This window comes from Alcaligenes sp. Lyrl_28, assembly GCF_051948705.1.
In the GTDB taxonomy this organism is placed as follows: Bacteria; Pseudomonadota; Gammaproteobacteria; order Burkholderiales; family Burkholderiaceae_B; genus Alcaligenes; species Alcaligenes ammonioxydans.
Genome location: NZ_JAYJLG010000003.1, coordinates 373,481 through 400,389, shown reverse-complemented (window position 1 = coordinate 400,389; position 26,909 = coordinate 373,481). Strand labels below are relative to the sequence as shown.

Annotated in this window: 26 protein-coding genes; 13 read left to right on the top strand and 13 right to left on the bottom strand. The window is 56.6% G+C overall.

Annotated features, from left to right (window positions below; genetic code table 11):
* Window positions 1-85: 85 nt before the first annotated feature.
* From VF694_RS09545 to VF694_RS09520, 6 genes are all read left to right on the top strand, one after another.
* Window positions 86-1,573, top strand: a complete 1,488-nt coding sequence (locus tag VF694_RS09545) for a surface lipoprotein assembly modifier (RefSeq protein WP_440164180.1) — start codon at window positions 86-88, stop codon at window positions 1,571-1,573.
* 454 nt (window positions 1,574-2,027) lie between these two features.
* The gene (locus VF694_RS09540) at window positions 2,028-2,630 is read left to right on the top strand and encodes an ATP-dependent Clp protease proteolytic subunit (RefSeq protein ID WP_003801276.1); all 603 of its coding nucleotides are present in this window, start codon (window positions 2,028-2,030) and stop codon (window positions 2,628-2,630) included.
* 222 nt (window positions 2,631-2,852) lie between these two features.
* Complete coding sequence (locus tag VF694_RS09535) at window positions 2,853-3,275, top strand: hypothetical protein (RefSeq protein ID WP_131071643.1); 423 nt, start codon at window positions 2,853-2,855, stop codon at window positions 3,273-3,275.
* A 62-nt stretch (window positions 3,276-3,337) separates the two neighbouring features.
* Entirely contained in the window at window positions 3,338-3,874 is a 537-nt protein-coding gene (locus VF694_RS09530) for a YcnI family copper-binding membrane protein (protein WP_003801280.1), read from the top strand.
* Window positions 3,875-3,927: 53 nt separating this feature from the next.
* Window positions 3,928-5,553 (top strand): copper resistance CopC/CopD family protein, encoded by a 1,626-nt coding sequence (locus tag VF694_RS09525; RefSeq protein ID WP_003801283.1) that lies wholly within the window; start codon window positions 3,928-3,930, stop codon window positions 5,551-5,553.
* 394 nt (window positions 5,554-5,947) lie between these two features.
* Window positions 5,948-6,862, top strand: coding sequence for a LysR substrate-binding domain-containing protein (locus VF694_RS09520; protein ID WP_440164177.1), 915 nt, complete (start codon window positions 5,948-5,950; stop codon window positions 6,860-6,862).
* Between the two features lie 60 nt (window positions 6,863-6,922).
* On the opposite strand, the gene VF694_RS09515 is transcribed toward VF694_RS09520, so the two are convergent.
* On the bottom strand, window positions 6,923-7,855 hold the full coding sequence (locus VF694_RS09515) for an NAD(P)H-dependent flavin oxidoreductase (protein WP_003801290.1): 933 nt from the start codon (window positions 7,853-7,855) through the stop codon (window positions 6,923-6,925).
* A 3-nt stretch (window positions 7,856-7,858) separates the two neighbouring features.
* The gene (locus VF694_RS09510) at window positions 7,859-8,413 is read right to left on the bottom strand and encodes a cytochrome b (RefSeq protein WP_440164175.1); all 555 of its coding nucleotides are present in this window, start codon (window positions 8,411-8,413) and stop codon (window positions 7,859-7,861) included.
* A 497-nt stretch (window positions 8,414-8,910) separates the two neighbouring features.
* Here VF694_RS09510 and VF694_RS09505 point away from each other — a divergent pair, with 497 nt between their 5' ends.
* The 7 genes from VF694_RS09505 to VF694_RS09475 all read left to right on the top strand — a co-directional run bounded on the left by VF694_RS09505 (window position 8,911) and on the right by VF694_RS09475 (window position 15,994).
* On the top strand, window positions 8,911-10,428 hold the full coding sequence (locus tag VF694_RS09505; protein ID WP_059317730.1) for a CoA-acylating methylmalonate-semialdehyde dehydrogenase: 1,518 nt from the start codon (window positions 8,911-8,913) through the stop codon (window positions 10,426-10,428).
* A 94-nt stretch (window positions 10,429-10,522) separates the two neighbouring features.
* Window positions 10,523-10,849, top strand: coding sequence for a hypothetical protein (locus tag VF694_RS09500; protein ID WP_059317731.1), 327 nt, complete (start codon window positions 10,523-10,525; stop codon window positions 10,847-10,849).
* A gap of 259 nt (window positions 10,850-11,108) precedes the next feature.
* Entirely contained in the window at window positions 11,109-11,573 is a 465-nt protein-coding gene (locus VF694_RS09495; protein ID WP_003801299.1) for an NUDIX hydrolase, read from the top strand.
* Between the two features lie 228 nt (window positions 11,574-11,801).
* Window positions 11,802-12,521, top strand: coding sequence for a response regulator transcription factor (locus tag VF694_RS09490; RefSeq protein WP_003801300.1), 720 nt, complete (start codon window positions 11,802-11,804; stop codon window positions 12,519-12,521).
* Window positions 12,514-13,896, top strand: a complete 1,383-nt coding sequence (locus VF694_RS09485) for a sensor histidine kinase (RefSeq protein WP_059317732.1) — start codon at window positions 12,514-12,516, stop codon at window positions 13,894-13,896. Before VF694_RS09490 ends, VF694_RS09485 begins: the two co-directional genes overlap by 8 nt.
* 122 nt (window positions 13,897-14,018) lie before the next feature.
* Window positions 14,019-14,468, top strand: coding sequence for a tripartite tricarboxylate transporter TctB family protein (locus VF694_RS09480; RefSeq protein WP_081050018.1), 450 nt, complete (start codon window positions 14,019-14,021; stop codon window positions 14,466-14,468).
* 2 nt (window positions 14,469-14,470) lie between these two features.
* Complete coding sequence (locus VF694_RS09475; RefSeq protein ID WP_003801306.1) at window positions 14,471-15,994, top strand: tripartite tricarboxylate transporter permease; 1,524 nt, start codon at window positions 14,471-14,473, stop codon at window positions 15,992-15,994.
* Window positions 15,995-16,124: 130 nt separating this feature from the next.
* Here the strand turns inward: VF694_RS09475 and hisI are convergent, their stop codons facing one another.
* From hisI to VF694_RS09420, 11 genes are all read right to left on the bottom strand, one after another.
* Complete coding sequence (hisI, locus tag VF694_RS09470) at window positions 16,125-16,640, bottom strand: phosphoribosyl-AMP cyclohydrolase (protein WP_230406289.1); 516 nt, start codon at window positions 16,638-16,640, stop codon at window positions 16,125-16,127.
* Window positions 16,637-17,089, bottom strand: coding sequence for a ferric iron uptake transcriptional regulator (gene fur / locus VF694_RS09465; protein WP_131071638.1), 453 nt, complete (start codon window positions 17,087-17,089; stop codon window positions 16,637-16,639). Before fur ends, hisI begins: the two co-directional genes overlap by 4 nt.
* Before the next feature lie 25 nt (window positions 17,090-17,114).
* A complete protein-coding gene (locus VF694_RS09460; RefSeq protein ID WP_440164172.1) occupies window positions 17,115-18,509 on the bottom strand; it encodes a dihydroorotase in 1,395 nt (464 codons plus the stop codon).
* Entirely contained in the window at window positions 18,506-19,063 is a 558-nt protein-coding gene (locus tag VF694_RS09455) for a SufE family protein (protein WP_440164171.1), read from the bottom strand. Before VF694_RS09455 ends, VF694_RS09460 begins: the two co-directional genes overlap by 4 nt.
* Window positions 18,960-19,235 carry a membrane protein insertion efficiency factor YidD gene (gene yidD / locus VF694_RS09450; protein WP_003801316.1) on the bottom strand — a complete coding sequence of 92 codons (276 nt, stop codon included), beginning with the start codon at window positions 19,233-19,235 and terminating at the stop codon, window positions 18,960-18,962. Before yidD ends, VF694_RS09455 begins: the two co-directional genes overlap by 104 nt.
* Window positions 19,236-19,365: 130 nt before the next feature.
* A complete protein-coding gene (folE2, locus tag VF694_RS09445; protein WP_440164170.1) occupies window positions 19,366-20,307 on the bottom strand; it encodes a GTP cyclohydrolase FolE2 in 942 nt (313 codons plus the stop codon).
* 63 nt (window positions 20,308-20,370) lie between these two features.
* Window positions 20,371-21,594: a zinc metallochaperone GTPase ZigA gene (gene zigA, locus VF694_RS09440; RefSeq protein ID WP_440164168.1), complete on the bottom strand. Its 1,224-nt coding sequence runs from the start codon at window positions 21,592-21,594 to the stop codon at window positions 20,371-20,373.
* A gap of 284 nt (window positions 21,595-21,878) precedes the next feature.
* Window positions 21,879-23,591, bottom strand: coding sequence for an acyl-CoA dehydrogenase family protein (locus tag VF694_RS09435; RefSeq protein ID WP_003801323.1), 1,713 nt, complete (start codon window positions 23,589-23,591; stop codon window positions 21,879-21,881).
* A gap of 19 nt (window positions 23,592-23,610) precedes the next feature.
* The gene (locus VF694_RS09430; protein ID WP_059317735.1) at window positions 23,611-24,258 is read right to left on the bottom strand and encodes a TetR/AcrR family transcriptional regulator; all 648 of its coding nucleotides are present in this window, start codon (window positions 24,256-24,258) and stop codon (window positions 23,611-23,613) included.
* Between the two features lie 538 nt (window positions 24,259-24,796).
* A complete protein-coding gene (locus tag VF694_RS09425) occupies window positions 24,797-25,825 on the bottom strand; it encodes a methionine synthase (protein WP_003801327.1) in 1,029 nt (342 codons plus the stop codon).
* 29 nt (window positions 25,826-25,854) lie between these two features.
* On the bottom strand, window positions 25,855-26,832 hold the full coding sequence (locus VF694_RS09420; RefSeq protein WP_003801329.1) for a DUF1852 domain-containing protein: 978 nt from the start codon (window positions 26,830-26,832) through the stop codon (window positions 25,855-25,857).
* Window positions 26,833-26,909 lie beyond the last annotated feature (77 nt).

Here is a 26,909-nt window from a genome sequence, read left to right as displayed (position 1 = left end):
TAAGAAAAGGGGGATCGACATGCTTGATCCCCTTTCTCTCCCGACCCTGCGTCCATCTCCCCTTTTTCTTGCAAGGTTTTCATTCATGCATGGGCGAGCCCTTCCCCTTTTGTGCCTGCTGCTGGCCATGGCATCCAGCGCGGTGCAAGCCAACGACGACGATACGCGCCGACTTCTGAATCAAATCGACCGCAATCTGAACGAACGTGAACGCTCCCATTTAGTGGAAGAAACCCCGCCCGATGGGGACCCATCGGCCCTGATCACCATCAACGGCACAACCTATAGCGTCGATGCCACGCTGACTGATCTGGAACCGGCCATTTATGTCGCCATCAATCTGCAGCAGTGGGCCAAGGTGGATCAGTTTGTAGAAAAGTATCAGGAGCTGCCCGGCCACAACCCTGCCTTGGTGCTGATGGCTCAAGGGGTGGTGGCCCGTAGCAAGGACAATCACAGCCTGGCGATCAGCAAGCTGCGCCGGGCTCAGGAAAGCGATCCCACTATGATGCGCGCCAAGCTGGAGCTGGCCCGCGTACTGTTCGAGGACTATCAATCCAGCGAAGCCAAGGAGCTGTTCAGCCAGATTTCCTCTGCCGGTATTCCTGATGAAGTGCGACTCGTGATCGAAGGCTTCCAGGGTGCCCTGCAAGACCGCAATGCCTGGCACGGTTCTGCCTCGATTGGCTTGGGCTACAACAGCAATATCAATAAAGAAAACGGACAGCAAGACACCTTCTTTACCTGTTATTTCTTTGGGTGCTTTCCGTCGGTGCGCAAGATGCCGGACCCGGTCAAATCCACGGCCATGGTCTACGACCTGACCTTGAACCGGCGCTTCCAGCTAAGCGGCAACCACAATCTGCTTCTGCGCGGCCTGAGCTACGGCAATCTGTACGACAAGCATAAGGAAGCCAAGCCCAAGAACATTTATTACAGCGACAACACCAGCATTATTTACGCGGGCTACAACTATCAGGACGCTAAAAACGATCTGTCGATTACGCCCTTGTTCGAGAACAATTACACCAACCGTCGCACCAGCTATCAGTCCTGGGGCGGGCGCGTGGACTGGAAGCACAATCTTAGCGACAGGCTGCAAGTGGGCGTGAATGCCCAGCATAAGAGCCTGTCCTACAAAGGCGATTTACGCCAGTACTTTGAAGGCGTCAAAGAGAACCAGATAGGCTTGTACGGCTCGTATCTGATTGACGCCAAAACCGTAGTCTACGGGGGCCTGAATTACACCCGCAATCTGCAGTCTCAGCAAACCGCGCAAAGCCGCAGCTATATGGCGAACCTGGGAATTTACAGGGCCTTTGATGCAGGCTTTAACATCAACGCCACGGCACTGTACCGGCAGACCCGTCACGATGCCCAAGACTTGTTCCTGGGTGGGCTGCGCAAGGACCGCCAGCAGATTTATATCCTGAACGTGGGCATGCCACGCTTTGCGTTCCAAGGCATTACGCCCAATCTGTATCTGAAGCACACCTTCAACAACAGCAACATCGACTGGGCTTTCAAATACAAGCAAACCGAAGTCGCGCTGAAGCTGGAAAAGCGGTTTTAAACCAAAGTTCCGTTGGACTTATCGCATCCCCTCTTTTCGCCCTTCAGGTGAGCACTGAGAAGTGAGCGGAACGATATCGTTTTTGAACGGCAAGCCTCGCCCCACGTGCAACAGAAAGGCTTTGCCATCACCCCTCCACAATTTGATGCAAGGGCTCATCGCCAAGCCATGGCGTGCCCAGCGGTCTTAGCCGTCAAGCGAATCGGAAAGGAAGAATAATCAGGGCTTGTTCTTGCGATCAAGACGCCCACAAGCATGCGACCATGAGCTGCTTTGCAAGGCACACCGCGCTGCTTGCGGGGCGCTTATGCCAAGCGCAATGGTGTCCCCTGTGGCCCGATACCAAAAACCACACAAAGCGCCGCGCAAAAAACCCGCAGACCATCAGCCGGGATATAGTCGAGCAATCGATTTTCCTTAGCAGACAGACCACTTACCCCTTGGAGTCTTTCCCATGTTTGGCCAAGAAAAAGAAACCAGCTCTGACAGCAGCTCTCAACACAGCGCTTTCCTGGAAGAAAAAGCCTTCCGCGCCCGCACAGTGCTGGTCTTTGGCACCATCACGGACAAACTCGCCGCGGAAACCGTGCGCAAGCTGCTGGCTCTGGATGCGGAGTCCACGGCACCGATCACCATGATCGTGTCCTCGCCCGGCGGCCATCTGGAATCGGGCGATGCCATCCATGATGTAGTGCGTTTTATTTCCTCGCCTGTCACCATGGTCGGGACGGGTTGGGTCGGCAGTGCCGCTACCCACCTGTTCCTCGGTGCGGCTCGCGAGCGTCGTGTTTGCCTGCCCCAAACCCGTTTTCTGATTCACCAGCCCAGTGGTGGCGCCGGCGGTCAGGCCAGCGATATGGCCATTCAAGCGCAAGAAATCATGAAAGCGCGCGAACGTATCGCTCAAGTGATTGCCCGTGAAACCGGCCAGCCTATCGAGCGTGTACGTGACGATATCGAACGCGACAAATGGATGAGTGCCGAGGAAGCCATTGAATATGGCCTGATCTCGCGCATTATCGAACGCCGTAACGAGCTGCTGCCCTCTCAAGCGTAAACCCCTCCCCGCCCTGCGGGACGGGGAGTGCGTGTTGCGGACATTTCCTACCGCGATGCCGTATCAGGCCCCTCGTCCACACACCAGGATGCTCTACAGACTCAGGCATCCTGGCAGCGAACCCTGCCCCTCATCAAGCAGCCCCGTGATGACACGTTGAAATTTGGTGCCTTATAGCTGACACAGGCCTCATCAGGCCGCTGCGCATTTTATAATATACTTTTGTCCATGCGCGCCCTGGGTCCTCGTCTCGTTTGTCGCAAGCTCGGAGTCTGGCAAATTCTGTTTTGCCTGGCTGTGCTGGCTTGCGTGGGTCGCGCCTTTATCCCGGCCGGCTATATGCCTGCCAGTCCGTCCCACAGCAAGGGCTTTGCCATTACCTTTTGTACGGCAAGCCATTCCCCCCCTACGCTCTGGATTGATCTGCCCGACCAAGAGGGCCAGGCAGACCCCGACACGCCTCACCCTGAGCAGGACTGCCCCTTTGGCATGGCGGTTTCTGCCGCTTTACTGCCTGCCCTGGATGCACCGGCCCTACACAATCTGATGCGGTATCGGGTCGTGTTGCTGGACGATACGCATCGGGCCTGGTCGCCGTTACTGGCACAAGGCCCGCCGTTAGGCTCACGCGCCCCACCCTTTTAGCCTCGCCGATGGTTTCCCCGTTCCGTGACGGTTTGCACTTTTCTATCCAGCCGAGGTTTTTAATGTCGATTTTTTCCACGTCTTCCCGTGCCATTGCAGGCATGGCAGCGATGCTGTTCGCTTCGGGCGCTGTTGCCCACATTTCACTGCTCACCGAGCAAGCCCCCGTGGGCAGCAGCTATAAGGCCATTCTGACGGTTCCGCATGGCTGCAAAGGCTCTGCCACCACCAAAATCCGTGTCCGTGTTCCCGACGGTGTAGTGGGCGTCAAACCCCAGCCCAAGGCCGGTTGGACACTGGAAACCGTGAAGGGTGATTACACGCAAAGCTACACCCGTTGGGGCGCCAAAGTCAGCTCGGGGGTCCAGGAAGTGATTTGGGCTGGTGGCCCATTGCCAGACGATCATTACGACGAATTTGTCTTCATCAGCTATTTGAGCGACGAACTCCAACCCAACAGCACGCTCCATTTCCCGGTCGTTCAGGAATGTGAGCAAGGACTGGAGCGCTGGATCGATCAGACTGAGTCCGGTTCACGACCGACAAAAGATCATTCGGACGCCCCCGCCCCGGCATTGCAGCTATTGCCCAAACCGTAAGCCCAGGTAGCGGATGCGAACGGATCGGGCGCATCCGCCTGAAGGAGAATTTTATGCGAACGCAAACTCAGCAAGGGCGTGCAGGCGGGCTTGCCTTGGTCTCAGGGCTGATTGTGCTGCTCTTGCTGTTGGTCTGGTCGCCCGTACTGCATGCTCATGCAGCCCTGGTGGATAGCAAACCCGCCAGCGGCACGATTCTGATGCAGGCCCCGCAAACCGCCAGTTTGCGCTTCAATGAGCCCGTGGCACCCTTGCTGCTCAAATTAATTCGCCCTGACGGCACCGTCGAGACGCTCACGAACGTCGTCACACACGAACAGAGACTGGAGCTGGCCTTGCCAACCTTGTCGGCCAAAGGCAACTACGGCCTGAGCTGGCGGGTGATTTCCGCCGACGGCCACCCCGTTGGCGGAATCCTGACGTTTTCCATTGGCACACCAGGCACCAATCTGACGTCCACACCCCACAGCCATCCCCTGCGAAATGGTCTGATCTGGCTGGCCCGATTCGTGGCTTATGTGAGTCTGTTCACAGGGATAGGAGGGCTGGTCTACCAAACGCTGAGCCCGACGCCCCAGGGGGCATTTGCCCGTCATCGACACTGGCTTCCCGTTCTGCTCGCCGTGGGCGCCGCTGCCTTGTTGCTGACTCTTGGCCTGGTGGGTATCGATGCCCTGGATTTGCCGCTCTCTGCACTGTTACAGCCCCAGTCCTGGACAGCCGGTGTATCCAGCTCCATGGGCCTGGCAGTGCTGCTGGGCTGGATGGCTCTGATTGGTGCGGCCCTTTCCTGGAAAGCAGTCTGGACCACTGCCCAGCCATGGCTGGCCGTCGCGGCCCTCGTTCTATTGGGAGCCTCGCTGGCTTCCAGCGGCCATGCCAGTACAGCCAGTCCCACTTGGCTCTCGCGGCCCAGCGTCTGGCTCCATGGGGTGGCACTGACACTGTGGGTGGGCTCCTTCCTGCCGCTGGTCTGTGCGCTCAGGCACGACAAGCCGCCCCACCTGTTAAGGTGGTTCTCGCACTGGATTCCCCGCATCTTGCTGGTGCTGACCCTAAGCGGCGTGGCCTTGATCTACGTGCAATTCGATCAGCTCGCCTCGCTCTGGGAAAGCCGATATGGTCAGGTCCTGATCGCCAAGCTGGTTCTGGTCGCGTTTTTGCTGGCCCTGGGTGCATACAACCGCTATCGCTTGAGCCCGGCCGTGATGCAAAAGCGCGAAGGAGCGCGCTACGCCCTGCAAAGAGTGATCCGTCTGGAATACGCGCTGGCCGTGCTGATCCTGGCCGTCGTCGCCTTGTGGCGTTTTACCCCACCTCCCCGGTCCCTGGCCCAGTGGGTCGCGCCCGGCATTGCCAGTCATATCCGAACCGAAACAGGCATGGCGGATCTGGTGTATCTCCCAGCCACGGCTACCTCCCGACCCACCCTGACCATCACCTTGCACCAGCCCGGTTTCATCCCCCTTCAAGCCCAAGAGGTCGAGGTGACGTTCAGCAACCCGCAGGCCGGTATCGCCTCCATTACTTTTCCGGCTGCCCCTACCTTGCAGGGCCAGTGGCTGGTCAACCCGATTGAACTGCCTCATCTGGCCAGTTGGAATATTCGCATTCAGGTATTGGTCTCTGACTTTGAACGCATCAATCTGGACGGCACGTTGAATCTGCAGACGCACTGAACCGCGCTCCGCCCATGTGCCATTTCCAGCGGGACTGCACAAACGCACATAGCCAAGAATCTCGCACTGCCCTTCGCGCCAGCAAATCCAGTATCTTGAGGGCGGCCAAGGCCGCCACCCTAGCGCTTAGGGCAGACTGAGCTTGTTCATCACAGCTAGGGAACTGACCCAGTATGACCCCGTCTGGCCAGCCATACGCTCGCGGGGCTCGCAACCTGTATCTTATTGGGATGATCGGGCAGAATATCGCGTACCTGATTGCTGTGTACTTGGTACCATCAAGTCTCTCCCTGACCGCAATCCGCGTTGAAGGACCTCTTTACGGTCGCGCATGGATACCATAAAGTGATGAAACAAAAAACCAGGCATCATTTTTAACGATGGAGAAGTCGGTATGGAAATGCGCCAGTTACAGATTTTTTGTGCTGTGGCCGAACAGGGCAGCTTTACCGCTGCCGCCCAGAAAGTACATACTGTGCAGTCCAATGTCACCATGCGGGTCAAGGAGCTGGAGGCCGAGCTGGGGCAGCAACTGTTCATACGCCAGAAAAGCGGGGTGGTACTCACAGCGGCGGGGCGTACTTTTCTAACGTACGCCCAGCGGATCTTGCAACTGACCAATGAAAGCCGCGCCGCCTTGCAGGACACGGGCACGCCACGCGGCCTGCTACGCCTGGGCTCCATGGAAACTACAGCTGCCATACGCTTGCCGCCATTACTGATTCAGTACCGCGAACGCTATCCCCAGGTTCAATTGTCCTTGCAAACCGGCACCACGGCCGAACTCATCAAAGCGATTGAAAGTCACCAATTGGACGGCGCCTTTGTAGGCGGACTCCATCACAATCCTGCCTTGTCACAAGAAGAAGTCTTTGAAGAGGAACTGGTTCTGCTCAGCAGCAAGGCCATCCCCTCCCTCTCTGAGCTCATCGAACAGATCACCCAGCAAACCGTGCTGGTCTTTAAGACCGGGTGCTTTTACCGCTCTACGCTGGAACACTGGCTCCATCAAGCCGGCCTGGTCCCCGATCAGATCATGGAAATGGGCACCCTGGACGGCATTCTGTCCTGCGTGGCCTCGGGCATGGGCATCAGCTTACTACCGAAGGCGATTGCCCAAACCCGCAGCATGCACCTGCCTATCCAATGTCATGAGCTGCCGCCGCAGGTAGCCCGGGTGAAAACCGTGTTCATCCGTCGTTCGGATACCCTACCCAGCTCGGCTCTACGCAGTTTTCTCGCCCTGGCGCACACACAGTTCGCCCAATTACCCAAATCAATGCAAGACCAGGCCGAACGCCTCGATTAGCCCCACCAGTCCCAAGGCTGAGCTTGCGCAGCCTTCCCACAACCATCTGCCCGTAAAGCCTCAGGACAGGCCCCGTGCCAGTTCCGCCACGCGCTCTGCAGCCGGCATAATACGATGGATTTTGCCCACCCCCTGACCGGCATACAAAGACAGTTTCCTGGCCACGCTGTCCTGATCAATCGCCCTGGCACCGCCCCCGATCAGACGCAACAGATTCCACCTGTCCCGGTTGGGTATCACCCGATGCGGCGTCCCATAGGGCCAGCCAAAGGAGTAACCAGTGCGATACTCCGTATCGTCCGTACCTGCCTCCAGAATTCTGTGTTTGTAGAGTGGGTGCGCATTGGATTCCTCGCTGGCCAAAAAAGCAGTACCTGCCAGCACCCCCGACGCGCCCAGGCTCATGGCAGCCCGCACATCCTGACTTGTCGTGATGCCGCCCGCCGCCAGAACGGGACAACCGTGTGCAACGTCGATAATCGCAGGCAGCAAGGACATCAAGCCCACCGTGCCACGATTCAAATGCCCTCCACTCTCACTGCCCTGGGCAACCACAATATCGGCTCCCTGTGCAATCGCTTGACGGGCTAGAGCCACCGTGCCGGTTTGCACCATGACGATCATGCCCGCATCTTTGGCGCGGGCAATCAGGTCGGCACCAGCATCCTCGGCATAAAACAAGGACAATAGTCGGGGCCGCTCCTGAAGAATCACCTGAAACTGGGCCTCAAACACAGCCGGTCCACCAAACTGGGGCACGATATTGACACCAAACGGTCTGTCGGTCAGACCTCTGGTTTCCCGCAGCCACTCGCGCAGCACCTTGGGAGCCAGACGCAAGCCTCCCAACACTCCCACCCCGCCCGCATTTGCTACCGCGGCCACCAGTTTAGGCCCCGAAATCGCGGCCATGCCCGCCAGAACAATCGGATACGCTACCCCGCACATGTCTGTGATGACATTGCCTGCAAAAGTCTGTTTTGTATCACCCATGATTCACAACTCCACCTGTTTGCCCAACATGCGGCGCAAGGTCTGATTCTTCAGCACAAGGTGGTTTCTGAACGCGCCAAACAGATGTAGAGCAAGCCCGGCCACAAAAGCCGTCGCCCCAATGTTGAACAAAGCGTCCAGCACCGCCTTGAGCAGCTTGCTCGGGCCGATCGGAGCCGGGAGCATCAAGCCACCGGGCAGCTCAATTCCCACGCCGGCCGCTGCGCGGGATAGCCAGACGGCTAGCGGCAGCAGCACCATCGCCAATGCCAGGGCGGTGGCCACCGAGCGGGACACAATCACTTGTACCGGCGTGGGCGAGCCCAAGGGTAAAGGATGAGGCGAGCTCACCCTGGCCCAGAATCGATAAGCCGAGATCAGAAAGAGCATCAGCCCCAACAGATTCTGTATCGGCTCCAGTCGGGCAGACGAGGCCTGGGCCGCGGTTCGGGCCATTGCCACCTCCAACCCCAGGATAGACAGCAGTAAGGCTGCGACCAGCCAGTGCAGCACAATCGTAATGGGCGAGAACCTGAGTCCGTTGTCGCGCAACTGCATGACGACCTCCTTGAAAAAGTACTGAAGACCCTCTCCTGTCCTAGCACACACACCGTAAGCCGGGCGATACGCGTGAGTGCTGGCCAATGCCGCGCGGCTTGCAAAGAAGTGAGCGACGGGCCCGCCAAGGCCCTTGCTCTGGAACGGGTCACCGTCCGCACGCCGCTAAGATAGACACGATCAACCATCAAGTAAAATGATAAAACCTGATAGAACCAATCTTTATTTATGATTTATTTAATCTTTATACCCTGTCATGAGGCGACGGCCAACGGGTCAGGCGTCACCGCATCTATCGCCCAGGTTTAACTGGCATAAGCCACGGTCCTGATGAGTAACGCCTCGGCTCATCGCAAGCCTGCGTTGAACGTAGCGCTTGTTATTCACTATTAATGATTTATAAATTCATTATTCATCATTTTACATGATTCTTATAGTCACCTATCTTAGGAGTTGCTAATGCTGCTTTACAACGCCCCCTCCAAGAGACTGACTGCATGACTCATCCTGTCGCCCTTATTGACCACTACATCAACGGCCAGCGCGTGCCGGGCACCTCCGGCCGTCATCTGGACGTCTGCAATCCCGCCACCGGCGCCGTTAGCGCTCAGGTCGTCTTGGCCACCGCTGCCGAGGTGGATAAGGCAGTTCAGGCCGCTGCAAGCGCCTTCCCCGGCTGGGCGGACACCCCACCTATCCGCCGCGCCCGAATCCTGTTTAAGTTTTTGCAACTGCTGAACGAGCATAAGGACAAGTTGGCCCACCTGATTACCGCCGAGCATGGCAAGGTCTTCAGCGATGCCCAAGGTAAAGTGGCTCGCGGCATTGAAATCGTGGAGTTCGCCTGCGGCATCCCGCAACTGCTGAAAGGCGATTACACCGAACAGGTATCAAGCCATATCGATAACTGGACGGTACGCCAAGCTCTGGGCGTCGTGGCGGGTGTGACCCCGTTCAACTTTCCCGTCATGGTGCCCATGTGGATGTTTCCGCTGGCCATTGCCGCCGGAAACACCTTTGTTCTCAAACCCAGTCCGATCGACCCCAGTCCCTCGCTCTTGATCGCCCAGTTGTTCAAACAGGCGGGTCTGCCCGATGGGGTATTCAATGTGGTGCAAGGCGACAAGGAAGCGGTTGACGCGCTGCTGGAACACCCGCTGGTGCAGGCCATCAGCTTTGTAGGCTCGACGCCGATCGCCCACGCCATTTACGAAGCGGGCGCTCGTCATGGCAAACGAGTGCAGGCGCTGGGTGGTGCCAAAAACCATATGGTGGTGATGCCCGATGCCGATATCGATCAGGCGGTGGACGCACTGATCGGTGCCGGCTTCGGTTCGGCGGGCGAGCGCTGCATGGCCATCAGCGTAGCCATATTGGTGGGGGATGTGGCCGACCGGCTCATCCCCAAACTCGTCGAGCGCACGCAAGCCTTGAAGGTGCTAAATGGCGAAAACCCGGCCGCCGAAATGGGCCCCCTCATAAGCCGTGCCGCTTACGAACGCATTGCCCACTACATCGCACTGGGCGTACAGGAAGGTGCCCGACTGCTGGTCGACGGCCGCCACTTTCAAGGCAGTGAAGCGGGACCAGGCTGCGAGGACGGCTTCTGGATGGGCGGCACCTTATTCGACGGTCTGACTCCTGAGATGCGTATTTACCAAGAGGAAATCTTCGGGCCGGTACTGGGCTGCATGCGGGTGGCGAACCTTGAGCAAGCCATAGAACGGGTCAATGCCCACGCGTTCGGCAATGGCGTAGCCTGCTTTACGCGCGACGGTCATGTAGCCCGCGAGTTCGCGCGCCGCATTCAAGTCGGCATGGTGGGAATTAATGTGCCTTTGCCTGTGCCAATGGCCTGGCACGGCTTTGGCGGCTGGAAAAAGAGCCTGTATGGCGATATGCATGCGTATGGAGAAGAAGGGGTGCGCTTTTACACCCGGCAAAAATCCATCATGCAGCGCTGGCCGGAACGCATCGCCAAAGGCGCGCAATTTGTCATGCCCACTACGCAATGAGCACCACAGCCACCTTTTAGGGTTCAACAAGCGAACGCCCCATGCGTTCCGTGGCTGCCACCGACTTTGCCGTCCCTCTCCCCTGCCCCTGCATATGCTGACTGACGATCAACGCGACCTCATCAAGACCACCGCTTGCCTGTTGGAAACAGGTGGTGACGCCCTGGCCATCCATCTGTATGCCTTGTTGCTGCGTACCTGCCCCCTTGCAGAATCCCAGGCCCCCTGGACCAGCAAGCTGCATAAGGCCCTGCCCGTCCTGCCTGAGCTCGATCCCATGGCGAGCACCTGTCTGCTACAGGCCATACAGGACGTACTGAATCCTAGCGTGGGCGAGGACACCGTGCTTGGACGGTGGACGTCCGCCCGCCAACAACTGGCTGATCTACTCATTCAAGCCCAGCTTGCCAGCGATGCGTAGTCCGCCTTGGGCATGCGGGTCAGGGCCAGGGCACAGGGGGCAAGGGTCACGCAAAGGCAGGTATACTCGCCCAGGTCATATTGTCAAAAACCGTCTTTATGATCGAGGGGCCCTGGGAAGCGGGCTGAAAAACTGCCTGTCCCTCTTGCTAAGCAGAGTGACCGGCTGAGCTTGATCCGGGTCATGCCAGCAAAGGAACGGATCGCTATCTGCTCGCCGCTTGATCAAGGAAGGCCATCCTTGACCTGGAGTTGCTATCTTGTCCGCTGATCCCGCTTCCCCTGCCACGGGACCGGTTCCCGCCACCCTGGCCGCCGTCGTTCATCAAGACCGAATTTTACTGATACGCCGCGCCAACCGGCCCGATGCTGGACGCTGGGCATTCCCGGGCGGCAAAATCCGTCCCGGTGAAACCATCCATGCCGCCGCGCATCGCGAACTGCGCGAAGAAACTGGGGTACAGGGTCAGGCCCTGCACATCTTTGATGCCCTGGATGTGTTTGACCGCGAACCCAGCCCCACCCCGCCAAGCTATCCACATTTCATTCTTATCGCTGTTCTCTTTCAGTGGCAGTCGGGTAGCGCTCAAGCCGCCGATGACGCACTCGACGCGCGCTGGTTCACCGAGGCCGAGCTGGACGCGCTGGAGGTGGCACACAGCCTTGATGTACGTGGCCTCGCGCGCCGCGCATTGGCACTGGCTGCCTCCTGCCGCACTGCCTGACCGACACTGAGCCTCTGCAGCACCGGTCTACCCGCTTCTAATACGCAGGCTAATTATTCCTATAATCCGGAATGGCTTACGATCGGGTGCCCATCCCTTTTTCTTTTCATCGCCGACGCCAAACATGAGCGTTTTGTCATGTTTGACTCATGATCCGCCTTAAGCCTTGCGAACAATCCGTTTTTTTAAATGGATGTCATTGCCTGTTTCTAAAAAATGGAAAGTCATATGTGGAATTGCTTATTGATCGAAGATGACCGCGACAACGCCCGCTATTTGGTAAATGGTTTGTCCGAACTGGGCTACTCGGTTGTCGCTAGTCACGACGGCGTATCCGGTTTGGAAAATGCCATGAAAGAGATATGGGACGTCATTATTCTGGATCGCATGCTTCCCAATCATGTAGATGGCCTTTCCATTCTTTTCACCTTGCGATCATTAGGAAAAAAAGTCCCCGTTCTGGTATTGAGTGCTTTATCAGGAGTGGACGACAAAGTGGATGGTTTAAAAGCGGGCGGGGATGATTATTTAATCAAGCCTTTTTCCTTTCAGGAGCTGGCTGCCCGCTTGCATGCCTTGATCCGCCGCAGCACAGATAATGCAGAAATCAGAAGTGTGCAGATTGATGATCTGGTGATGAACATTCGTACACAGACAATCACCCGCGCAGGGGTCGTGCTGGAGCTGCAACCGCGCGAAATCAAACTCCTGTCCTACCTGATGATGAACAGTCACAAAATCCTGACCCGCACCATGCTGCTGGAAGTGGTCTGGGGTTACAACTTCGACCCGCAATCGAATGTGGTGGATGTGCTGGTCAGCCGCCTGCGGCGCAAAGTGGACAGGGAAGGCATTCCACCTCTGATTCATACGATACGCGGTCGCGGCTATGTACTCAGCGACAAGGCTAGCGTTGACGGGATCAGGCTGAAACGCAGCGATGATTGAGCTCCTGAAACGGCTCTGGGAGTCCACCTCGTTTCGGCTGACGCTCAACTACAGCATACTGGCCATCTTCACCACCTTGTTTCTGATCGGTTTTTTCTACGTTCAGGTCTTTGGTGCCTTGCGCGACGAGCACTTGCGCCAGATCAGCGTTGCAGTGCAGCGGCTGAGCATTGCCTATGAGGTAGGTGGACGCGAAGAGGTCTTGCGCATGATCGAACTGACCTTGTCGGACCGGATTGATTCGGGGCAGGAAATCTACCTGCTGCTCGATGAGAACAAGCACACACTGGTGGGCAATATCCACGCGATTCCAGGCCTGAACGAACTGCCCGAGCAACAGGTGGTGGAAGTTCAGATCAAGCATATCGATGCCCTGTCTGAAGGCAATGTTCGCGTCACCAAATTGGCTGGCGGAGAAACCCTGGTAGTTGGGCACGAACTGGGCACCTTGAACGAGCTGCGTGCCATGCTGAGCCGCATCATCCTCACCTCCATGATGCTCGCCTTGATGCTGGTGATTCTGGGCGCCTACGTCTTTAGCAGCGAACTGAAATACCGCATCGGCCGCATCCGTGTGCTGACGGAGCAAGTAGGTGCAGGCGACATCTCCAAGCGGATCAGTTCCGAAAGCGAGGATATCTTTGGCCTGATCCACCACGACATCAACCGCATGCTGGACAAGATTGAAAGCCTGATGCAAAGCGCCCGCCATATCTCCGATACCGTAGCCCACAATATTCGCACGCCACTGACCCGAATCGTTGGCAAGCTGCGCGAGACCCGTAACCTGCCCGGCGTCCCGGCACCCGTCCAGCAGGCCCAACAGGAAGCCATTGAAGAAGTGGAGAAGCTGAGCGTACTGCTGGGCAAGCTGCTGCAGATTGCAGAACTGAATGCCGGAGTCCACCGACAAAGCTTTAAAGCCTGCAACCTGGAGCAGATTGCGGAGGACGTTCTGGATCTGTACCAGTTTATTGCGGAAGAAAAAGGGGTCAGACTGCACAAAAAGAGAATCGATGCCGTCACCCTGAATGGTGATAGCAATCTTTTAGCCAGTGCCTTGGCCAATCTCGTGGACAACGCAATTAAATATGCCAGAAAAAACGTTAACGTCGGCATCGAAAGAAAAATCGGCCATCTTGTTGTGATTAGTGTTGAAGATGATGGCCCCGGTTTACCCGAAAGTGAATACGAGAACGTGGGCAAATATTTCTACCGCTACCATCATGACAGCGAAGGATTTGGATTGGGATTAAGCAGTGTTTCGGCCATCGTTGAATTACATCGCGGCGAACTGATTTTCTCAAAAGGAGAATCCGGCCTGAAAGTTACCATTGCGCTTCCCGCCCCCTCTTTTGCACAACCGCCAACATGACCAAAAGGTAATGAAACTGTCACCCTAAGCAAACTTCTGCTCCGCTAAGCTAGCCTCATTTTTAAACGCTCTTTTTCAGGAGTTATAAAAATCATGCGTGCTTTACGGAAATGGGGAGGGTCATGAGCAGACAAAAATATTACTCAGTCGGGCTGATGGTGGGGGTGGGCGTCTTGACGGTTCTGATGGGACAGAAATACTCCCTGGGCAGCCTGGCCCGCATGGGGCCGGGATACTTCCCGTTTCTGCTGGGTATCGTGATGATCGCGCTGGGCGCGCTGTACCTGTTTGTCGAGACCGCCTCGCACGACGAGGAGCAGGAAGAAGATTACGGCCCACCGCAATGGCGAGGCTGGCTGGCCATTGTGGGTGGCATCATCGCCTTCATTATCCTGGGCCGCTACGGCGGACTGGTTCCCGCCACCTTCGCCCTGGTGTTCATCTCGGCCATGGGCGACAAAGAGCACTCCTGGCTCACCGCTTTGCTGCTGTCCGTGTTTGTAACGCTGCTGGGTGTGCTTATTTTCTCCTGGGGGCTGGAGCTGCAATTTCCCCTGTTCACGTGGGGCTAGGCATGGACATTCTCTCTAACCTGATGCACGGCTTTGGCGTTGCCTTTCAACTGGACAACCTGATGTGGGCCGTCTTTGGCGTGTTCATGGGGAACCTGATCGGTGTTTTGCCCGGCATGGGCGTACTGGCCGCCATCTCCATCCTGCTGCCCCTGACCTACGCCATGACGCCCACGGCTGCCCTGATTATGCTGGCCGGAATTTACTACGGTTCCCAATACGGCGGCGGCATCACCTCCATCATGCTCAACCTGCCCGGAACCGCCTCACACGCGGTGGCCTGTTTGGATGGCAATCCCATGGCCCGCAACGGCAAGGCCGGCTCAGCCCTGTTCATGTTGATGTTGTCCTCCTTTTTTGGAGCCACGATCGGCATTTTGGCCATGATCCTGTTCTCGCCAGCCCTGGTCAATGTGGCCTTCAAGTTCGGCCCTGCCGAATATTTTTCCATGATGATGCTGGGACTGCTGGCCGGGGCCACCTTGGCGAAAGGCTCGGCCATCAAAGGCGTGGCCATGGTGGTCATGGGGCTGATCTTTGGCGTGGTAGGGACGGACGTAAACAGCGGTGTGTCGCGCTTTGACCTCAATATTCCGGAGCTGCAGGACGGCTTGCAGATTGTCGCACTGGCGATGGGTCTGTTCGGTATTGCGGACTTCCTCAAGAACATCAACCGGATCCATAGCGGCCATACCAAGGCTATTGGTAAAGTCTCCACCCGCTCCCTGCGCCCGGAAAAAGGCGACATCAAGCAGTCCAAGGGCGCTTTGGTTCGCGGCACGGCCATTGGCGCTGCCTTCGGAATCCTGCCCGGCACAGGCCCGACCATTGCCTCCTTTATTGCCTATGCCACGGAAAAGAAAATCGCCAAGAAACCTGAGCGTTTTGGACGGGGTGCGATTGAAGGCATTGCGTCGCCCGAAGCCGCCACCAGTGCCTCGACCCAAACCAGCTTCATTCCTACCCTGAGCCTGGGCATTCCTGGCGATCCGGTCATGGCCTTGATGCTGGGGGCACTGATCATTCATGGCATCCAGCCCGGCCCACAAATGGTGGTCGAACACGCCGATATGTTCTGGGGCCTGATTGCCAGCTTCTGGGTGGGCAACATCCTGCTGCTGATCCTGAACCTGCCCCTGATCGGGATGTGGGTGCGTCTGCTGTCTGTACCTTTCAAGTACCTGTACCCCGCTGCCCTGTTCTTTGTGTGCGTGGGCGTCTATAGCACCAACAACAACCTGTTCGATGTCAACATCGTGCTGCTGTTTGGCATTCTGGGGTACGGCTTCATGCGCCTGCGCTTTGAAGCTGCCCCCTTGCTGCTGGGCTTTGTCTTGGGGCCGATGGTAGAAGAGAACTTCCGCCGGGCCCTGCTGCTGTCCCGCGGCGACCCCATGATCTTTCTGGAGCGCCCGATCAGCATGGTCTTTATCATTGCCTGCATCTTGCTGATACTGGGACTGAGTTACTCGTTCTGGCGCGCGAACCGTCAGAAAAAATGGGGGGGTCTGGCCAAAGCATCCTAGTGGAGCCAAGCCCGTTCACAAGGCAACTGCGACAAACACAAAGCGGGGCGACCACGCCCGGCTTTGTTAGCCTGCTCCCCAAGGAAAACCGGACAGCCTCTTGTCTGGCCCCGTCCACCCAAACGGCAGGCTAAAGCACGGTAGGATTGGGCGCATCGCCATACACGTCCTGCGGATCAAAGGTCTTGGTCGACTCAATAAACACCAGTTTCTGGCCCTTGCGGTGCGCCGCTCCTACCGGTACCTGCCGATAAAAACAGGAGTAGTAGCCTACGTGGCAACTGGCTCCTGAACCGGCTACCCGCACGCGCAGCAGTACGGCGTCCTGGTCGTCATCGATGCGCATCTCCTCTACTGTTTGCACCAGACCACTACTCGCCCCTTTATGCCAGAGCGTCTGGCGCGACCGGCTCCAGTAATGGGCCTCGCCCGTCTGTATGGTTTTTTCCAAGGCTTCCCGATTCATGTACCCCAACATCAGGACCTCCCCGTTCTTCGCATCTGTAGTGATGCAGGCAATCAGGCCCTGTTCGTCAAATTTGGGCGCCAGCTCCTCGCCCTCTTCCACCTGTTCCACTGACACTCGAGGGCGCATCTGCACCATGGGGGTGTCGTCCAGTCCGCATTCTTTTCCTGCTGTTTTCACGTTTTCTCCTTGTCATCGGGGGAGCCGGGGCGATACGTGCAATCGGGATTCAGGCAAGGCCCATACAAGACGTGGCTATGAGCCAGAACTTGAAAGCCCCGCTCTTGAGCAATCGCTTGTTGGCGCTGTTCGATCACCTCGTCATGGAACTCCTGCACGCGACCGCAGTCCGTGCAAATAAGGTGATCATGGTGTTCGCCATCATCCCGCTCATACAGAGCCCGGCCGGGCTCAAAATAAACCTGCTTTAAGAGGCCTGCCTGCTGCAATTGCGTCAGCACGCGATACACAGTGGCCAAGCCAATTTCACTGCCTTGCCGGATCAACTGACGATACACATCGTCCGCCGTCAAATGACCCATGCCGGGGGTCTGGAAAATCTCAAGAATTTGGATACGGGCTGCGGTCACCTTCAGGCCACGCTCTTTAAGCTCTTTTGAATCCGTCATGGCGTACTCCTTGCTGAATGGGCGGCTAGGGGACATCCAGAAAACGCAGTGGCCTGCCTTGCGCTTGCCCTTCCAAGGCTTCATCACGAACCACACAATGGCCGCGCACAATGGTGTGAATCGGCCAGCCCACAACCGGCAGGCCGTCGTAGGGAGACCAGCCGCTGACGCTGGCCATCCAGTCGTTGCGAATACGACGCCGCGCCTTCAGATCCACAATGCTGAAGTCGGCATCAAAGCCCACGGCAATACGCCCTTTGCCTTCCAGACCAAAAATCCGGGCAGGACCGGTACTGGTCAAATCCACCAGTCGCTGCAGGCTCAGACGACCCGCATGCACATGGTTCAACATCAGGGGAAGGAGAGTTTGCACGCCTGTCATGCCACTGGGCGAGGCCGGGTAGCCCTGAGACTTCTCCAACAAGGTATGCGGCGCATGATCGCTGCCGATCACATCTACCACACCCGCTCGGACCGCCTGCCACAGCGCGTCCTGATGACGCTGCTCCCGCACCGGTGGATTCATTTGGGCCAACGTGCCCAAGCGCTCATAACAGTCGGGAGCCTGCAGACTCAGGTGATGAGGAGTGACTTCCACCGTCACGCGAGCTTTGTGGGCGGCCAGAAACTGCATTTCCTCTGCGCTGGACACGTGCAGCACATGCAGGCGGCGATTCACCTGTGCCGCCAGGCGAACGATGCGTTGAGTCGCCATCAACGCACTTGGGACATCACGCCAGACCGGGTGTTGCCGCACGTCCCCACTATCCAGCACAATATGCTTACGTTCACACAGTCTGGCCTCATCCTCCGCATGCACCGCCAGCCGTCTGCGGCCATGACGCAAGATGCGGATCAGGACTTCATCCTGATCCGCCAGGAGATCGCCAAAAGAGCTACCCATAAAGACCTTGATGCCCGCGCAGCCTGGAAGCTGCTCCAGTTCCTGCAAAGATTCGGCATTCAAGGATGAGCCACCGATGTAAAAGGCGTGATCGCACCAGCTACGACCTTGAGCGGCATTTAGCTTGGCGTGCAGATCGGCTGCTCCCAGCGTCAAGGGGTGGGTGTTGGGCATCTCGAAAATTGCAGTCACCCCGCCCAGGACCGCACCCCGTGTCCCCGCTTCCAGATTCTCCTTGTGCTCCAGCCCCGGCTCTCGAAAATGCACCTGGCTGTCGATGACCCCTGGCAATACATGCAGGCCGCTCAAGTCCAGCAGGCACTCTGCGCTCCAGCTGGGCTGCAAATCGCCAAGAGCCATAATCCGGCCTTGCACACAGGCGATGTCAATGTGCTCGGCACCGTTAGGGGTCATTACCGTACCGCCACAGAGCAGCAGATCGGCATGGCGCAGATCATGCTGTTTGGTCGTTTCTGTGGACCGGGATAGAGGGGCCTTCAGGATTGCTGGCGTCATGGTTTTGCCTTTGCGGCTTCTGCACCCAGAGCATCTTGTGCCATCAAACGAATCCGCTCCATCATGTGAAACAGGCCATTGGCGCGATTCGGTGACAAGTGCTGCTCCAGTTCAATTGCCCGTAAAAAGTCGGGGAGATGGGACAGAATTTCTTCAGGCAGACGCCCCGAATACACCTTCATCAATAAAGCCAACAAGCCGGTGACGATGGCAGAATCACTACGAGCCTGAAAAAACAACCTGTGATCATGCAATTCAGAGACCATCCAGACCTGTGCCTGACAGCCGTGCAAACGATTCGCTTCTGTACGCCATTTTTCCGGGAAATCGGGCAAGGAGCGCCCCAGATCAATCAGATATTCGTAGCGCGCCATCCAGTTACCCAGGCACTGGAAACTGTCCACAATGGCTTGCTGAGTCTGAGCGATGGACTCTTTAGGTACGCCCCCCTTATCCACGGCCTTCTCCTGACTGCCTGGACGCTTGCCTGCCCTGATCGCCACGAGCAGGAACCGGGTCGTGCCCGCCCGGATGCCAAGGATGACAACGGACAAGGCGTTGTGCGGCCAGCCACGTTCCTTTGAAGGGGCCATGCGTGCGCAAAGCCTGAATCGCATACTGCGAACAAGTCGGATAAAAACGGCAGCGCGGCCCCAATAATGGGCTGATTAAAAGTTGGTAGCCCCGAACCAGCAGGACCAGGACAGAGACAAGAAAGGCTTTCATCGCCGCTCCGAAAGACGGGAATGGAGCATCAGGTCAGTCAGACTGAACGTGATCTTGCTGACCTGCTCCAGCAGCAAGCAAATTTGACCTTGCAGCAGTGTCTGACAAGGATTAGCAAGGGCTAAAACACTCATGGCTCCACGCCCCCGTTCAGTCCTGAAAAAGGCGTTGCTTCCGACAATGGAACTTTGAACGCCACCGCATCATGGGGATGCAAACTCTCTAAATGACGGACCCGAATACCAGGGTTCTGATAGCCCGCCAAGGCCGCTTCTATACGACGCGCTGCGTCCTCCACAAACATCAGGTTCTGGCCATTCAAGGCCGTAAAAGCTTGCTCGTCAGCCCGCTTGACGGCGGTTTGCAAGGGTGTTGCCAGCGCCTCTTCGACACGATCAATCAGCGCTAAAAACCCGCAGTCTTCCCTATTTTCCAATACGTGGACCTGAACCAGAGCCTGACTGCGCTGGCTATGCGGAGTGGCCAGACTGGCGTGCTCATGCAACCAGGCAGCAACCTCCACCGCACCTAGCACAGGCTGTTTTCCAAAGGCCTGCATAAAACCTTGTTCAATCAATTGCCGAGCCAGCGCCGCCGAACACGGACAGGTCGACGAATAGCCAATCTGAACCTGCACCTTGCACACAAAGATACCGTCCAAAAGTCTGGCTTCCAGCACGACGGGATAGGACTTCCAACCTGCCAGATCCGGCGTCACCAAGGCAGGCCGTCGCACCAATAAATCAAATCTGAAACCCAAGCGCGCACTGCGCGTGCCGCAGTCCTCCTGGCTATCCACCATGCTTTGCAAAAGACGTCGCAGCTCCAACGGCGACAAGGCCTGTTCGGGCGGCAGGTCATTCAGCAAGCGATACAGCCTGGACATGTGTATCCCTTTCACATGCGTCAGCGGCAAATCAACCTGGGCATCCACACGCGCATGAAGTTGGCGCGCATAGCCCGGTTCAACCACGGCAATGGGTAAATCGATTCCCTCCATACCTACCCAAGACAGCGGAGTCAGGCCATAGCTGGAATCGTTCAGAGCCGGGTCGGGAAGTACAACAGTCATACTCAACATCCAATCAAAAGGCCTTGTCCAAGCCGACAGAGACTTGGCAAGACCTCAATTCCATCAAGGCCAGTCTGAAAACGGATTTGTCCATGTTGTCCAGGTGCTGGGACCGCTGGCCATTTCTTCATCGCTTAACAGGCAGGCATCGAAACGAGCGCGCAATGCAGCCTCGTCCATCTCCATGCCAATCAGCACCAGCTCCTGCCGCGCGTCCCCGACTCGCTCATCCCATTTTTCCTTGATCAGGGCTACCGCTTCGGGGTCTTGCGGCCAGCGTTCGGGCGGCATGGCAGCCCACCAGTAACCCGCCACGTGATAGCGAGCCACCGCGCCCGCCTGTGACCAGGAACCCGCCAAAGTCGGGAAGTTTGCCAACCAGAAAAAGCCTTTGGAACGCACCACGCCGGGCCATTCGCTTTCGACCAGATCCAGAAAACGCTGCGGATGGAACGGACGGCGTGCGCGATAAACAAAGCTGCCTATGCCGTATTCCTGTGTCTCCGGAGTGTGAGTGCCACGCAATTCCTGCAGCCAGCCTGGGGCTCTGGAGGCTTCTTCAAAGTCAAACAGACCGGTGTTGAGCACGCGGTCCAGGGGCACCTTGCCGAACTCGGCCATTTCAATACGTGCGCGAGGATTCAGGCTGCTCAGAATGGCCATCAGGCGCTCGCGTTCTGGCTCGCTGATCAAGTCAATCTTGTTCAGAACCAACACGTCACAGAATTCGATCTGCTCAATCAACAGGTCCACAACGGTACGCGCGTCTTCTTCACCCAGGGATTCACCCCGGGACTGAATGCTGTCTTGCGAGCTGTAATCGCGCAGGAAATTAAAGGCGTCCACCACCGTGACCATGGTATCGAGGCGAGCGACTTCGCCCAGGCAACGGCCATCCTCGCCTTCAAAGGTGAAGGTCTCAGCCACGGGCAGCGGCTCTGAAATGCCAGTGGATTCAATGAGCAACTGATCAAAACGCCCCTCCTTGGCCAAACGATCAACCTCCAGCAACAAGTCCTCGCGCAAGGTGCAGCAAATACAGCCATTGCTCATTTCCACCAGCTTTTCATCCGTGCGCGATAGCTCGGCACCACCGTCACGAACCAGAGCCGCATCTATATTGACCTCGCTCATATCGTTCACGATGACGGCCACGCGGCGGCCTTCACGATTGTTCAGGATGTGGTTCAGCAAAGTCGTCTTGCCCGCACCCAGAAAGCCGGACAAAACCGTTACGGGAATGCGGGCCGCGGGATCGACCGGCGTGTTATCGGGGTCCATCGTCATTTATCTTCATCCTTGAGCATCAATGGGCGGTTCCTTGCACAGGATTTTGCCAATTTTGATATGTTATAACATAACAATATCTAGCCAAGAAAAAACCCTCTTGCAAGGAGGGCTGGAAGACTAGAACGGACAACCTGATTCTCCCAGCCCCACGTCACGGGAAGCGGGAATCAGGTGTCAGGTGGCCGCCTCGCCTGCAAAGCCACCCGGTTCAAGCAACAAGGGCTATCCAAGACTTGATCCAGATAGCCCCCGCTCACTCCAGACTTTGCAAACAGCAAAGATCAATCTGTGACCATCGCCCTGCGCACAATTTTCTGCGCGATTGAGGAGGACGTTGCCATTTCCAAGGTGCCGTAATGCGCTCCCCAAGACCCCACATCCCCGCCGCTGCGCGTACTTAAAAACACATCCGCCACCTCTTGAGAGCTATAGCGCAGCAGCTCGGCTGCCTGCGAGACGCGGGCGACGGCTTCAGTCATGGGGCGGGCCAGAAACTCGTCCTCGATCGCCGCTCTCACCAGACGCTCAGTGTGCTGCACCAACGCATCGAAGCGCTTGTCTTGCCCGGCCAAGGGTTTGAGTTCATCAAAAACCGCCTCCACCGTGCGCGGATCCCTGATCATGGCGCGCCGCACATCCATACACATCATATTGGCCGTGCCTTCCCACACGCTGTTCAAGGGTGCCTCTCGATACACGCGGGCCATGGGGTTCTCTTCGATAAACCCGTTCCCACCATGACACTGCAAGGCTTCATTCGCGATGGAGGGCGCGCGTGAGCAATTAAAGTATTTGGCCGCAGGAGTCGCTACCCGAGCCAGCAGTCGTTCATGTTCGCTGCTTTGCATCAGATCCGTCGCCTTGGCCACTCGCAAAGCCATCAAAGTTGCCGCTTCCACCTCGACCGCCATATCCGCCAGCACATTGCGCATCATGGGGCGGTCGGCAATAGAGGTTCCAAAAGCCTTGCGTGATGTCGTGTGACGCAGAGCCAAGGTCAGCGCCTGCCGCATCAAACCCGCCGAGCCAATCGCAAAGTCCAGACGCGTCAGATGCGAGTGCGACAGGATTTCCCGAATACCACGCCCTTCCTCCCCCACCCGAATCGCCAGCGTGCCGGCGTATTCCACTTCACTGGACGCGTTGGATCGATTCCCCGCCTTGTCCTTCAAGCGCTGCACAAAAAAGCGGTTGTAGCTGCCGTCCGGCAAGGTACGGGGCAAGAAGAAGCACGTAACAGCGCCATTGACTTTAGCCAGCGTAAAAAAGCCATCGGACTGCGGCACCGAACAAAACCATTTATGCCCTGTCAGCTCATACCACTGCGCCGTAGCACCGTGATAATCCGCACTGTGGGAAAAGCGCGCGGTCGTCTGTGTCTCACGCAGGTCCGAGCCGCCCTGCTTTTCCGTCATCGCATAACCAATCACCACCGAGGGCTTGTCCCCCACTTCGCGACGACTATATTCATAGCGCGTCCCTTTGAGCTTATTCGCCCAGATCGCCAAGGCAGGCTCGGCCTCGAAACCAGCATAAGCCGCATAAGCCATGCCGGTCGGGCAGCCCGTACCGTGCTCCACCTGATTCCACAAATAAGACAAGACAGCACGGGCGAAATGGCCGTTTTTCTCTTGGGTACGCCAGCTTAAATTGGGCACCTCGTGCTGCCAGGCCAGGCCCATCAACTCATGCCAGCTGGGGTGAAATTCCAGCCAATCAATCCGGTTGCCAAATCGATCATGCGTTTTAAGCTCGGGGATATGGCGGTTCGCCAAGTGAGCCAGTTCCTGCACATTTTCATCCCCAGCTACCGCCCCCAACGCCTGACAACGCGACGCGGCCCAGGGAGCTTCACGACTGATGGCGTCAACCAGCACCCGATCACCCGTAAAAGCATTGAACCCGCTGGCAGGCAAAGCCTGATTCAAAACCTGATGCGTGCTGTAACGATCCTCGGACGCAGTCAAAACACTGGGGGAAAGCGGCTGATTCATGTTTGTCTCCGAGTTTTTTCTAGGGTGTGGCAGAAAGGACTGCCACGCTGGCACACGCCATCTGGGCAATCTGGTCAGCCAGCGCGGCCACTTGGCGCTGGTAACTGTCCGTGCCATCGTGCTGTTGACGGCTTAAGGGAGAAAGCGGGCCAATCAGACCTTCCATGAAACCGCCCACAATGACGGTCGCCGCAATATCGGGCTGCACATCCTGACGCATTTCCCCCGCGTCCTGACCTTGGGAGACCAGGGCGTGAACAACCTGACTGATTGCGGCGCGATACACCAGACGAGCCGCGTCAATTTCCTTGTCGCAAGGCTCGGCAATCAAGGCATAGGCCAGGCGAGGATTGCGCATGGCACGTTTCACAAACGTGGCGACTGCGGCTTGCAGGCGCAGCATGCAAGAGCCGTCCGCCTGGGCGATATCCGTGAGTACGTCCACCTCACGCTGGGACACCTGCGACAGGACCTCTGCAAACAGCTCTGCCTTGGAGGGGAAGTAACGGTAGACCGTCCCGGTCGCCATGCCCGCCGCGGCCGCCACACTGGCCACCTGGGCTTCCTGCCAGCCACCCTCACTGACCAGACTGCGGGCCGCTTCCAGGATACGGCTCCGATTGTCATGCAAGCGGGCTTGAACAGCGGGAGTTTGTCGGTACGCCATAAAGAAGTGAATCCTGATTCATAATATGAGTGAATCCTAATTCATTTCTTTGTGGTGAACAAGAATTTCTTTATCCAGTGGTCGCAAAAAACTCGCCTACAAGCATGATAGGCTAGGTAGGCGCATTGATGACTTGAGGTCTGGGATGGGGAACCTGAGATCGGGGAGCTGGGACCCAAGAGCGAAGTCTTGAAGTTGACTCTTGGGGCTTGCGCTATGGAAGTTCGAGGATGAGTGTGGACGCAGGTGGGCCGTTTGGCTCGTGGTGTTTGGTGTTTGGTGTTTGGCGTTTGGTGTTTGGCGTTTGGGGATTGAGCTTATCCAGGGTTCAGCCCATTTCCACACCTCTCCTTTTTCATGCCCCAGGCTTTAAAACCTGGGGCATTTACGAAACAAGGCCCAGGCTCCGCCCAGCAAAAATCTGCAGCACTCCTGCACACCCACACAAAAATATGCCCCCAGCAACAGCGATGGCAACACCATCTTGACCGTTTGCTGAGGGCAGTCTGAACAGGCTAGCGTTCAGGCATCAAAGCCATCAGGCCGACAGTTCCTTACGAACGATCTCAGCGCCGGCGCTCAGGGCGTGCAGCTTGCCACGTGCCACTGCGCGTGGCAAAGGTGCCATACCGCAGTTGGTGGAGGGATACAGCTTGTCAGCGTCCACAAACTTCAGTGCTTTGCGCAGTGTGTTGGCCACTTCGTCAGCGGTTTCAATCACGTTGGTGGCCACGTCAATGGCGCCCACCATCACTTTCTTGCCACGGATCAGTTCAATCAAATCCATAGGCACACGGGAGTTCTGGCATTCCAGGGAAATGATATCGATCTTGGATTGCTGCAGCTTTGGGAATGACTCTTCGTACTGACGCCATTCCGAGCCCAGGGTTTTCTTCCAGTCCGTGTTGGCCTTGATGCCATAGCCATAGCAAATATGCACGGCGGTTTCGCACTTCAGACCTTCGATGGCACGTTCTAGAGTAGCAATACCCCAATCGTTGACTTCGTCAAAGAACACGTTGAAAGCGGGCTCGTCAAACTGGATGATATCCACGCCTGCGGCTTCCAGCTCTTTGGCTTCCTGGTTCAGGATTTTGGCAAATTCCCAGGCCAGCTTTTCACGGCTTTTGTAATGGTTGTCGTATAACGTATCGATCATGGTCATAGGACCTGGCAGGGCCCATTTGATCGGCTGCGAGGTTTGCTGACGCAAGAATTTCGCATCCTCCACAAACACGGACTTGGGACGGGTCACTGCCCCCACCACCGTAGGAACGCTTGCATCGTACCGGTCGCGAATACGCACGGTCTCGCGTTTCTCAAAATCGACCCCGTCCAGGTGCTCAATGAACGTGGTCACAAAATGCTGTCGCGTCTGCTCGCCATCGCTAATCAAATCAATGCCAGCGTGCAACTGCTCTTGCAAAGACAATCGCAGGGCGTCTTTCTTGCCTTCGATCAAATCCTCGCCCTCCAGTCGCCAAGGCGACCACAGCTTTTCAGGCTCGGCCAGCCAGGAAGGTTTAGGCAGACTGCCTGCGGTGGAGGTGGGTAGCAACTTTTTCATAAATAAATAACCTTGTTGTTTTTGATGAATCAACGCGCGTAATTCGCCGCCCATTGATCAAGAATGGCTTTATAGGGCTTGATAAAGCTCTCTTCTGTAAACCGGCCTTGCTCAACCGCCAATCGGCTGCGCTCCTCGCGGTCGTACACAATTTGCGTTACCGAGTGATCGGGATTTTTCAAACTAGGTTGGTAACGCATTCCCGCCGCCGAGTTGGCATTATAAATCTCGGGGCGATAGATTTTCTGGAATGTTTCCATCGTGCTGATCGTACTGATCAATTCCAGACTCGTATAATCATTCAGCAAATCGCCCCGAAAATAAAAAGCAAACGGAGCAAGGCTATTGGGAGGCATAAAGTAACGAACCTTCAGACCCATTTTTGCAAAATACGCATCCGTAGGCGAAAACTCGTTTTGTTGATACTCAAATCCCAATACAGGATGCTGATTGCCGGTGCGGTGGTACACCTTGCTGCTGGACACGCTCAGACAAATCACGGGCGATTTGTTGAAGTTTTCCTGGTACAGCCTGGAATTGACAAAAGACTGGAACAACTTGCCATGCAGATCCCCAAATCCCTCCGGGGCACTAAAGCCATTTTTGTTCTTGTTGTGCTCCAGCAGAACCACGCTGAAATCATAATCGCGCACATAAGAGGAAAAATTATTGCCAACGATACCATCAATACGTTTGTTCTCTTTATGGTCAACGATGGTCGTTTTCAGAATTTCAATTGTTGGGAAGGTGGAGCCATTTCCCTCAATATCGATATCTACAGAGACAATATCCAACTCAAGAGCATAACGATCGCCCGCCGGATTATCCCAATGAGCCAAATTATTGAAGCGATTGTTAATCATGGCCAGCGTATTGCGCAGATTCTGCTGGCGACTCTCACCTCGCGCCAAATTGGCAAAGTTAGTCGTCAGACGTGTGCTGTCTGCCGGACGATAGTTTTCATCGAAACGAATACTACGGATGCTAAACGCAAATTCTTGGTTCATTTTCTTTTAGACCCTAATTTCTGATATGGAAGCTGATCTGCTTGCCAACAAAATGGAATTGAGCAGAGCAGGCTTTT